This window comes from Bradyrhizobium sp. YR681 (assembly GCF_000282615.1).
Classification (GTDB): Bacteria; Pseudomonadota; Alphaproteobacteria; order Rhizobiales; family Xanthobacteraceae; genus Bradyrhizobium.
Window position 1 is genome coordinate 1 of record NZ_AKIY01000290.1, and the last position, 9810, is coordinate 9810.

Sequence of the window (9810 nt, forward strand, 5' to 3'; positions counted from 1 at the left end):
ATCTGACTTACAAGGATGAGGGGCTGGCAGCTTTTCGCGCCGCTTACGCACTCACCGCAATATCGTCCGACTTGATCCGCTTCACGCCGGCCTTGGCCATATCGGTCCAGGCCTTTGCGAGTGAGCCCTGATTGTCGATGCCGCGGCAGGCGTCTTCCACCACATAGACCTCGAAACCGGCCTTGCGCGCGTCGAGCGCGGTCCAGGCGACGCAGAAATCCGTCGCGAGGCCGGCGACGAAGACGCGCTTGATCTTGCGGCCCTTCAGATAGCCGGCAAGGCCGGTCGAGGTCTTGCCGTCGGCTTCGAGGAAAGCCGAATAGCTGTCGACGTCCTTGTGAAAGCCCTTGCGGATGATGAGCTCGGCGTGCGGGATCGCAAGGTCCTTCGACAGCGAGGCGCCGTCGGTGCCCTGCACGCAATGGTCGGGCCACAACACCTGCTTGCCGTAGGGAAGGTCGACGGTCTCGAACGGCTTCTTGCCGGAGTGGACGGACGCAAACGAGACGTGACCGGGCGTGTGCCAGTCCTGCGTCATCACCACGTTCGCAAACGCTTTCGCCATCTTGTTGATGACCGGCACCACCTGCTCGCCTTCCTTCACCGCGAGGCTGCCGCCCGGCAGGAAGCAGTTCTGTACGTCGATCACCAGCAGCGCGGAGGCGTCGTCCGGCTTGATCGATGCGGCCGCAAGGAGCGCGCCCGGAGTCAGGGCTACGAGAGCGCTTGTCCCAAGCGCCGCGAGGATTTGTCGTCGATCGAGCATCGTTCGCCTCCCCTTGGGGTGATCAAATGGGAGAAGCCTAGTTCCGTTCGTACACGAACAGAAGCCCGAAAATGCAGCCGGTATTGGTGAGCAATCGAGCTTGAGCCGCGGTCTCGGTGCACCTCGCCCGCTTGCGGGAGAGGTCAGCGCGCGAAGCGCGGCGGGGGAGGGACCGCATCTCGTTCGGAGATGCAGCTAGCCCTTCGGCTGGATGCCGTCGCGCACGGCGCGGAAGCGGGTGAAGGCGGCGGGCCACTGGTCGCGCGGGGCGCTGGCGATGATGCGGAGCGAGGCGCCGCCGTTCGAGAAGCGGATCCATTGCACCACGGTCACGGGTGTCTTGTCCTTGCCGCTGACGCCGTCGATCCGGGTCTCGAAGCCCTGCTGGCCGCTGATGCGGATCGGCTCGGACATGGTGACGCGCGATTCCCGCACGCCGGGGATCTGGAGCGCCGCCTCCTGGGCGAAGCGGGCGCGGTCGTCGGCGGCTTGCGGGGTGGCGCCGATCAGGCCCAGGATCATGAACGGCTTCGACTCGTAACCCGTGCTCTCGTTGCCGTCGGCCAGGATGATGCTGGAGCCCGGCGCCAGCGTGCGGATGTCCTTGAAGTCGGCAAGGTCGGTGATCTTGAACGGCATCAGCGCGATCTGCTCTTCGGCCGAGACCTGCTTGCGGGTCACGGTGCTCGCAAACATCTGCCGCACCGCCTCGTCGGTGTAGATCTTGGTCGCATTCTCGGGGATCTGCACCGCGACATAGCCGGAGAAGCCGGCGCCCGGCACGATCATCGAATAGCGCTTCACCGCCGTCTCGCCGGCCTTGCCGCTTTCGGTGGTGAAATAGGCAAGGCCAGCGGGGGTCTCGATCTTGTCCTGCTTGACGCCGCCTGCGCCCGCCGGATTGGAATTGAAGGCGCTCACGACCTCGCCGTAGGCCGCGGGCGGCAGCTCGGTGATCAGCACCTTGACGTTGCCGTCCTCGCTCTCGAAGCCCGGAAAGGTCTTTGCCGTGTTCAGCCCGACCAGCGGCACCATGCCGAGGCGTAAGCCGGGCGGGAAAACCGCGTCGGCGGCCATGGCCGGGAGCGCGGTGGCAAGGAGGAGGGCGAGCGCGGTGAGGGGGCGGATCAGCTTCATGGGCACTCTGATTGGTTCACATTGAGGCCGTTCGATGGTCGGCCACCGGGCCGCTTTGTCGCGCGGGGCAGCCTCGGCGCGGCTGCAGGCCGGTCGCCTTTTAGCGGGTTTGGCTCTCCCGCAACAGGGTCGGGCGGATGGCGGTGGCGGGGTCCGCGAATCCCCGGACCTGTTAATATTTCCTCACCCGCAAGGGCGGTCGGGCCCGGATATGATCGTCCAAAACCCAATGTTTTCACGGCCGAAACGTAGCTTCGGTCCTTGCGGGCCCCTCCCCCCCTCCTATATGAGCGTCAACCATCGCAATATCGCGAATGTTTGATCTTAGGGGGTTTCGGTTCGGGTGCCTTCTGGGCCCAGCCAACCTGCCGCAAAAAGAAGGATATCAGGACCATGGGAAAGGTCATTGGGATCGACCTCGGCACCACGAATTCGTGCGTCGCCGTAATGGATGGCAAGAACGCCAAAGTCATCGAGAATTCCGAAGGCATGCGCACGACGCCTTCGATCGTCGCCGTCACTGACGACGGCGAGCGCCTCGTCGGCCAGCCCGCCAAGCGCCAGGCCGTCACCAATCCCGAGCGCACCTTCTTCGCAGTGAAGCGCCTGATCGGCCGCCGCTACGACGACCCGATGGTCGAGAAGGACAAGAAGCTCGTTCCGTACAAGATCGTGAAGGCTTCCAACGGCGACGCCTGGGTCGAGGCCGACGGCCAGACCTACTCGCCCTCGCAGGTCTCCGCTTTCATCTTGCAGAAGATGAAGGAAACCGCGGAAGCCCATCTCGGCCAGAAGGTCGACCAGGCCGTCATCACCGTTCCCGCCTACTTCAACGACGCCCAGCGCCAAGCGACCAAGGACGCCGGCAAGATCGCCGGCCTTGAAGTGCTCCGCATCATCAACGAGCCGACCGCGGCTGCGCTCGCCTATGGTCTGGACAAGACCAAGGCCGGCACGATCGCCGTGTACGACCTCGGCGGCGGCACGTTCGATATCTCCATTCTCGAAATCGGCGACGGCGTGTTCGAGGTGAAGTCGACCAACGGCGACACCTTCCTCGGCGGTGAAGATTTCGACATGCGCCTGGTCGGCTATCTCGCCGACGAATTCCAGAAGGAGCAGGGCATCAACCTGCGCAACGACAAGCTCGCGTTGCAGCGCCTGAAGGAAGCCGCTGAAAAGGCCAAGATCGAGCTGTCGTCGACGACGCAGACCGAGATCAACCTGCCCTTCATCACCGCGGACCAGACCGGTCCGAAGCATCTGACGATGAAGCTCACCCGCGCCAAGTTCGAGGCGCTGGTCGACGACCTCGTCCAGAAGACGGTCGAGCCCTGCCGCAAGGCGATCAAGGACGCCGGCCTCACCGCCGGCGAGATCGGCGAAGTGGTTCTGGTCGGCGGCATGTCGCGCATGCCGAAGGTCCAGGAAGTCGTGAAGCAGCTGTTCGGCAAGGAGCCGCACAAGGGCGTCAATCCGGACGAAGTCGTGGCGATCGGCGCCGCGATCCAGGCCGGCGTGCTCCAGGGCGACGTCAAGGACGTGCTGCTGCTCGACGTGACCCCGCTGTCGCTGGGCATCGAGACGCTGGGCGGCGTGTTCACCCGCATCATCGACCGCAACACCACGATCCCGACCAAGAAGAGCCAGGTGTTCTCGACCGCCGAGGACAGCCAGAACGCGGTCACCATCCGCGTCTTCCAGGGCGAGCGTGAAATGGCGGCCGACAACAAGATGCTCGGCCAGTTCGACCTGATGGGCATTCCGCCGGCTCCGCGCGGCATGCCGCAGATCGAGGTGACCTTCGACATCGACGCCAACGGCATCGTCAACGTCTCGGCCAAGGACAAGGCCACCGGCAAGGAGCAGCAGATCCGCATCCAGGCCTCCGGCGGCCTGTCGGAAGCCGACATCGAGAAGATGGTGAAGGATGCCGAGGCCAATGCCGAGGCGGACAAGAAGCGCCGCGAGGCCGTCACCGCCAAGAACGAGGCCGATGGTCTGGTGCATTCGACCGAGAAGGCGCTTGCCGAGCACGGTTCGAAGGTCGCCGAGACCGAGCGCCGTGCCATCGAGGATGCCGTCAGCGACCTCAAGGAAGCGCTGAAGGGCGACGATGCCGAGGCGATCAAGGCCAAGACCCAGACGCTGGCGCAGGCTTCGATGAAGCTCGGCGAGGCCATGTACAAGCAGCAGGCCGAGGCCGACGCCAAGAAGGACGCGGCCAAGGACGACGTCGTCGACGCGGAGTTCACCGAAGTCGACGACGACAAGAACAACAAGAAGTCCGCCTGATCCCAAGAGGGTCATGATGCGGACGGCTTGGACCCCACACGCTTCTTCGGCCTCTCCCTTCGCGGGGGAGGCCTTCGTGCCGGGCCAAGCGGGGCAAGGCTCTGTTACGATCAGCCCCGTTACGATCGATCAATTTCCAGCCGTTATCCTGAACCCCGCCGTGCTGGCCTCTGCCGCAGCGCGGAGGGACGCCTATATCGTCGCATGGCGCCGTTGTTTCGCTCCGACTTGAATCGCGATTGGATAGACCGAGTTGAACATGTCCACGTCCACCAAGCGCTGCTATTACGAAACCCTCGAAGTCGAACGCACCGCCGACGATTCCGTATTGAAATCGTCCTTCCGCAAGCTGGCGATGAAGTTCCACCCCGACCGCAATCCCGGGGACGACACCAGCGAGGTCAAGTTCAAGGAAATCAACGAGGCCTACGAGGTCCTCAAGGACAAGGACAAGCGCGCCGCCTATGACCGTTTCGGCCATGCGGCCTTCGAGCAGGGCGGCCCCGGCGGCGGCGCCGGTTTTGGCGCGGGCTTCGCCTCCTCATTCTCCGACATTTTCGAGGACCTGTTCGGCATGGCCGGGCAGCGCGGCCGCGGCGGCCGCGAGCGCGGCGCCGACCTGCGCTACAACATGGAAATCACGCTCGAGGAAGCCTTTGGCGGCAAGACCGCGCAGATCGAGATCCCGGTCTCGGTCACCTGCGAGGCCTGCTCTGGCATCGGCGCCAAGGCCGGCACCAAGCCGAAGACCTGCTCGTCCTGCGGCGGCGCCGGCCGCGTGCGGCAGTCGCAGGGCTTCTTCACGCTGGAGCGCACCTGCCCGGGCTGCCAGGGCCGCGGCCAGATGATCGAGGACGCCTGCCCGTCCTGCTCGGGCCAGGGCCGCGTCACCCGCGAGCGGACGCTCTCGGTCAACATTCCCCAAGGCGTCGAGGACGGCACGCGGATCAGGCTCGCCGGCGAAGGCGAGGCCGGTGTCCGCGGTGGGCCGCCCGGCGACCTCTACATCTTCCTGTCGCTGGCCCAGCACCAGTTTTTCCAGCGCGACGGCGCCGATCTGCATTGCCGGGTGCCGATCTCGATGGTGACAGCGGCGCTGGGCGGCGAATTCGAGGTGCCGACCATCGACAAGGCCAAGGCCAAGGTGAAGGTGCCTGCCGGGACCCAGTCCAACCGCCGATTCCGCATTGCATCAAAAGGCATGCCGGTGCTGCGCTCGCGCCAGACCGGCGACATGTACGTCCAGGTCGTGGTCGAGACCCCGCAGAACCTCACCAAAAAGCAGCAGGAATTGCTGGCCGAGTTCGAAAAGCTCTCCTCCGGCAACACCCAGCCGGAATCCGAGGGTTTCTTCGCCAAGGTCAAGGACTTCTTCGGTAATCGGGCGAATTGACTCGGCTTGACCGTATCGGTTTCGGCCTATACGTCTTTATGACCATTTTCTGACACGCCGCGGTCCTGCGGTCCCGTCCGGTCCAGACATGCCATTGCCATCGTCCGCGCGTGCGTTGAAGAAGCCCCGTCTCGATGACGAGGTGCGCTTTCTCCGGTCATGGATCGAAAAGCCGCTCCACATGGGCGCGGTGATGCCGTCGGGCAAGTTGCTCGCTCGCACCATGGCGCATTATGTCGACGTCAATTCGGATGCGCCCGTGGTCGAGCTCGGGCCCGGCACCGGCGCCATCACCTCGGCGCTGGTCGAGCGCGGCGTCGACCAGAAGCGTCTCGTCCTCGTCGAATACAATCCCGGTTTCTGCGCGCTGCTGCGCGACCGTTATCCGCAGGCCAAGGTGGTGCAGGGCGATGCCTATCGCCTGCGCGACACGCTCTGGAACGTGCTGAGCGCGCCGGCCTCCGCAGTGGTCTCCGGCCTGCCGCTCGTCACAAAACCGATGCTGACGCGGCTGCGGCTCATTCGCGATGCCTTCACGGCGCTCGCGCCCGGCGCGCCCTTCGTCCAGTTCACCTATGCGGTGGTGCCGCCGATCCCGAAATCGTTGCCCGGCGTGTCCACAGAGGCCTCGGAACGGATCTGGATGAACCTTCCGCCGGCCCGCGTCTGGGTGTATCGCAAGGACTAATTCCGCCGGCATTCTTCTTTGCGCGGCGGGCTCGTTTCGCCGAACGCATTGGATTGGATGTCCGCCCCCAAGATCCTGGTCATTCCCGGCTCGCTCCGCACCGGCTCGCACAATGCGAAGCTGGCGGCGGTCGCCGCTTATGAATTCGCCCGGGCCGGCGTTGACGTCACCCGCATCTCGCTCGCCGATTTTCCGCTGCCGATCTACGACGGCGATCTCCAGGCCAAATCCGGCGTGCCCAAGCACGCGATCAATCTCAAGCGCATGATCGGCGCGCATCACGGCGTGCTGTTCGTCTCGCCCGAATACAACGCCTCGGTGCCGCCGCTGCTGAAGAATGCGATCGACTGGGTCAGCCGCGTGCATGAGCTCCACGAGGCGCGCGGCGACGTGTTCCGCAGCCGCGCCTTCGCGCTCGCCGGCGCCTCGCAGAGCCGGTTGGGTGCCGCCCGCGCGCTCCAGGCCTTGCGGCTGATCCTGACCTCCTGCCACGCCAATGTGATTGCCAGCCAGCTCACGCTCGCTTTTGCCGACCAGGCCTATGACGATATGGACAGGCTCAAGAACGAGGGCGATATCGCCGCGTTGAAGGAGTTGGTGGCGCAGTTGATCGACATTTCCCAACGCATGATGTGAGGTGACATGACGCCAGCCGAAATCGCCCCGAAAGACCGCCTGATCGTTGCGCTCGATCTGCCCAGCGTCGATGCCGCGGAGGCGATGATCGCAAGGCTCGGCGACAGCGTCACCTTCTACAAGATCGGCTATCAGCTCGCCTATGCCGGCGGCTTGTCGCTGATCGGCAAGCTCGCCGACAAGGGCAAGAAGGTGTTCGCCGATCTCAAGATGCACGACATCGGCAACACGGTCACGCGCGGTGTCGAGAGCGTCGCGAAGCTGGGCGCGACCTTCGTTACCGTGCACGCCTATCCGCAAACCATGAAGGGCGCGGTCGAAGGCCGCGGCAGTGCGAGCCTGAAGATCCTCGCCGTCACGGTGCTGACCTCCTACAACGATGACGATCTGCACGCGGCCGGCTATCGGCTCAGCGTCTCCGAACTGGTCGAGGCGCGCGCGCAGCAGGCGCAGGTGCTCGGCGTCGACGGCCTCGTGTCATCGCCGGAGGAGGTCGGCGCCCTGCGCAAGATCGTCGGCCACCAGATGAGCCTCGTGACCCCCGGCATCCGTCCGGCGGGTTCGGCCAGCGGCGACCAGAAACGCATCATGACGCCGGGGCGCGCGATCAGCGCGGGCGCCGATTATCTCGTCGTCGGGCGCCCGGTGGTGGAAGCCGCCGACCCGAAGTCTGTCGCAGACGCCATCCACACCGAGATCGCACAAGCGCTCGGCTAACCACCGAAAACAAGGGAGAAGAACAATGGCAAAAGCCTACTGGATCGGACGCGTCGATGTGAACAATGACGAGGGTTACAAGCCCTACGCCATCGCCAACGGCCCGATCTTCAAGAAATGGGGCGGCCGTTTTGTCGTCCGTGGCGGCAAGTTCACCACCGTCGAAGGTGCCAGCCGCACCCGCAACGTCGTGATCGAATTCCCGGACTACGAGACTGCGATCGCCTGCTACAACTCGCCGGAATACCAGGCCAACATCAAGGTGCGCCAACCACACTCGATCGCCGACCTCATCATCATCGAGGGCTATGACGGCCCGCAGCCGTCGGACGGCTGAGGCTAGGTCTGTGCGCGTGCCTCGTCCTTCGAGACGACCGCGTTCCGCGGTCTCCTCAGAATGAGGCAAAGCAGCATCGGCGCCCGCCGAATTTGCTGCCACATAGTCCGACCTCATCCTGAGGGCCCGCCGCAGGCGGGCGTCTCGAAGGATGGCCGCAAGCGCCCCTTCCAAGGATGGGCGGGAGCGCCTGTGCCTCCCGACCCCCTCGGTTGCCGGAACTCCGTCCCCCCGCTACAACGGCGGCGAAGAGGATCACACCATGTCCGACATGCGCTTGATTGTTGCTGGAGCCGGCGGCCGGATGGGCCGGGCGCTGACGCGGGCGATTGCCGAGAGCAAAGGCGCGGTGCTGGCGGGGGCGCTGGAGGCGCCGGGCTCCGAGCTGCTCGGCAAGGATGCCGGCGTGCTCGCAGGGCTCCCGGCCAACGGCGTCAAGCTCTCGGCAGATCTCTGGGCGATGTCGAAGGAGGCCGACGGCATCCTCGATTTCACCGTGCCGGCCGCGACCATTGCCAATGTCGCGATCGCCGCGGAGCGCGGCATCGTCCACGTCGTCGGCACCACCGGCCTTTCGGGCTCCGACAACGCCGTGATCAAGAGCGTCACCAACCGCGCCGTCGTGGTGCAGTCAGGCAATATGAGCCTGGGCGTCAACCTGCTTGCCGCGATCGTGAAGCGCGTCGCCAAGGCGCTCGACCAGAGCTTTGACATCGAGATCGTCGAAACCCATCACCGCATGAAGATCGATGCGCCGTCCGGCACCGCGCTGATGCTGGGCCAGGCCGCAGCCAGCGGCCGCGGCGTTTCGCTCGAGGACCATGCGGACCGCGGCCGCGACGGCATCACCGGCGCGCGCAAGCCCGGCGACATTGGCTTCGCGTCCTTGCGCGGCGGCACCGCGGCCGGCGACCACAGCGTCAGCTTCCTCGGCCCGTTCGAGCGCCTGACGCTGACGCATCAGGCCGAGGACCGCATGCTGTTCGCTCATGGTGCGCTGAAGGCGGCGCTGTGGGCGCATGGCAAGAGCCCGGGACACTACTCCATGGCCGACGTGCTCGGCCTCGCCGATATCTGAACGAACGCCGGCATGATCCGGAAAAGTGTGATCATGCTCAAACAATAACCTGAACGGAAAGCAGTCAATGAGCGAACGTCTTCTCGTGCTCGTCCGCCACGGCCAGAGCGAATGGAATCTGAAGAACCTGTTCACGGGGTGGAAGGATCCTGATCTCACCGAGCTCGGCGTCAAGGAAGCCACGGAAGCCGGCCGCAAGCTGAAGGCGCAGGGACTCGTGTTCGACGTCGCCTACACCTCGGTGCTGACGCGCGCGCAGCACACGCTCGACCTCATCCTCGGCGAGCTCGGCCAGCAGGGCCTGCCGACCTCGAAGAACCTCGCGCTGAACGAGCGCGACTACGGCGATCTCTCCGGCCTCAACAAGGACGACGCGCGCAAGAAATGGGGCGAGGACCAGGTGCTGATCTGGCGCCGCTCCTACGACGTGCCGCCGCCCGGCGGCGAAAGCCTGAAGGACACGCTCGCGCGCGCGCTGCCTTATTACGTTCAGGAAATCCTGCCCGGCGTGCTCAACGGCAAGCGCACGCTGGTCGCCGCCCACGGCAACTCGCTGCGCGCGCTGATCATGGTGCTGGAGAAGCTGTCGCCCGAAGGCATCCTGAAGCGCGAGCTCGCGACCGGCGTGCCGATCATCTACCGCCTCAATGCAGATTCGACGGTGGCGTCGAAGCTGGATCTGGCGGGCTGACTTTCTTCGCCTCTCCCCGCTTGCGGGGAGAGGCCGGAATTCGCGCGCAGCGCGGATTCCGGGTGAGGGGGA

At 65.2% G+C, this 9810-nt stretch carries 10 protein-coding genes; 8 read left to right on the forward strand and 2 right to left on the reverse strand.

The features are described from left to right. Positions 1 to 43: 43 nt before the first annotated feature. Positions 44 to 766, reverse strand: a complete 723-nt coding sequence (gene pncA / locus PMI42_RS31310; protein ID WP_008142377.1) for a bifunctional nicotinamidase/pyrazinamidase — start codon at positions 764 to 766, stop codon at positions 44 to 46. Between the two features lie 195 nt (positions 767 to 961). Beyond that, positions 962 to 1903 carry a hypothetical protein gene (locus tag PMI42_RS31315; RefSeq protein ID WP_008142380.1) on the reverse strand — a complete coding sequence of 314 codons (942 nt, stop codon included), beginning with the start codon at positions 1901 to 1903 and terminating at the stop codon, positions 962 to 964. Between the two features lie 393 nt (positions 1904 to 2296). Here PMI42_RS31315 and dnaK point away from each other — a divergent pair, with 393 nt between their 5' ends. The 8 genes from dnaK to PMI42_RS31355 all read left to right on the forward strand — a co-directional run bounded on the left by dnaK (position 2297) and on the right by PMI42_RS31355 (position 9738). Further along, positions 2297 to 4198 carry a molecular chaperone DnaK gene (gene dnaK / locus PMI42_RS31320; protein ID WP_008142382.1) on the forward strand — a complete coding sequence of 634 codons (1902 nt, stop codon included), beginning with the start codon at positions 2297 to 2299 and terminating at the stop codon, positions 4196 to 4198. A 259-nt stretch (positions 4199 to 4457) separates the two neighbouring features. Then, positions 4458 to 5591 (forward strand): molecular chaperone DnaJ, encoded by a 1134-nt coding sequence (gene dnaJ, locus PMI42_RS31325; RefSeq protein WP_008142384.1) that lies wholly within the window; start codon positions 4458 to 4460, stop codon positions 5589 to 5591. Between the two features lie 88 nt (positions 5592 to 5679). Then, the gene (locus tag PMI42_RS31330; protein WP_007598495.1) at positions 5680 to 6279 is read left to right on the forward strand and encodes a class I SAM-dependent methyltransferase; all 600 of its coding nucleotides are present in this window, start codon (positions 5680 to 5682) and stop codon (positions 6277 to 6279) included. 57 nt (positions 6280 to 6336) lie between these two features. Further along, complete coding sequence (locus tag PMI42_RS31335; RefSeq protein ID WP_008142390.1) at positions 6337 to 6915, forward strand: NADPH-dependent FMN reductase; 579 nt, start codon at positions 6337 to 6339, stop codon at positions 6913 to 6915. A 6-nt stretch (positions 6916 to 6921) separates the two neighbouring features. Further along, a complete protein-coding gene (pyrF, locus tag PMI42_RS31340) occupies positions 6922 to 7632 on the forward strand; it encodes an orotidine-5'-phosphate decarboxylase (RefSeq protein ID WP_008142392.1) in 711 nt (236 codons plus the stop codon). Between the two features lie 25 nt (positions 7633 to 7657). Beyond that, positions 7658 to 7969 (forward strand): DUF1330 domain-containing protein, encoded by a 312-nt coding sequence (locus PMI42_RS31345; RefSeq protein WP_008142394.1) that lies wholly within the window; start codon positions 7658 to 7660, stop codon positions 7967 to 7969. A 262-nt stretch (positions 7970 to 8231) separates the two neighbouring features. Further along, the gene (gene dapB, locus PMI42_RS31350; RefSeq protein WP_035967167.1) at positions 8232 to 9047 is read left to right on the forward strand and encodes a 4-hydroxy-tetrahydrodipicolinate reductase; all 816 of its coding nucleotides are present in this window, start codon (positions 8232 to 8234) and stop codon (positions 9045 to 9047) included. A 67-nt stretch (positions 9048 to 9114) separates the two neighbouring features. Continuing rightward, positions 9115 to 9738 carry a 2,3-bisphosphoglycerate-dependent phosphoglycerate mutase gene (locus PMI42_RS31355; RefSeq protein WP_008142399.1) on the forward strand — a complete coding sequence of 208 codons (624 nt, stop codon included), beginning with the start codon at positions 9115 to 9117 and terminating at the stop codon, positions 9736 to 9738. Positions 9739 to 9810 lie beyond the last annotated feature (72 nt).

Coding starts and splice junctions, on each gene's coding strand:
- pncA (WP_008142377.1), bottom strand. CDS start 766: ATGCTCGATCGACGACAAATCCTCGCGGCGCTTGGGACAAGCGCTCTC.
- PMI42_RS31315 (WP_008142380.1), bottom strand. CDS start 1,903: ATGAAGCTGATCCGCCCCCTCACCGCGCTCGCCCTCCTCCTTGCCACC.
- dnaK (WP_008142382.1), top strand. CDS start 2,297: ATGGGAAAGGTCATTGGGATCGACCTCGGCACCACGAATTCGTGCGTC.
- dnaJ (WP_008142384.1), top strand. CDS start 4,458: ATGTCCACGTCCACCAAGCGCTGCTATTACGAAACCCTCGAAGTCGAA.
- PMI42_RS31330 (WP_007598495.1), top strand. CDS start 5,680: ATGCCATTGCCATCGTCCGCGCGTGCGTTGAAGAAGCCCCGTCTCGAT.
- PMI42_RS31335 (WP_008142390.1), top strand. CDS start 6,337: ATGTCCGCCCCCAAGATCCTGGTCATTCCCGGCTCGCTCCGCACCGGC.
- pyrF (WP_008142392.1), top strand. CDS start 6,922: ATGACGCCAGCCGAAATCGCCCCGAAAGACCGCCTGATCGTTGCGCTC.
- PMI42_RS31345 (WP_008142394.1), top strand. CDS start 7,658: ATGGCAAAAGCCTACTGGATCGGACGCGTCGATGTGAACAATGACGAG.
- dapB (WP_035967167.1), top strand. CDS start 8,232: ATGTCCGACATGCGCTTGATTGTTGCTGGAGCCGGCGGCCGGATGGGC.
- PMI42_RS31355 (WP_008142399.1), top strand. CDS start 9,115: ATGAGCGAACGTCTTCTCGTGCTCGTCCGCCACGGCCAGAGCGAATGG.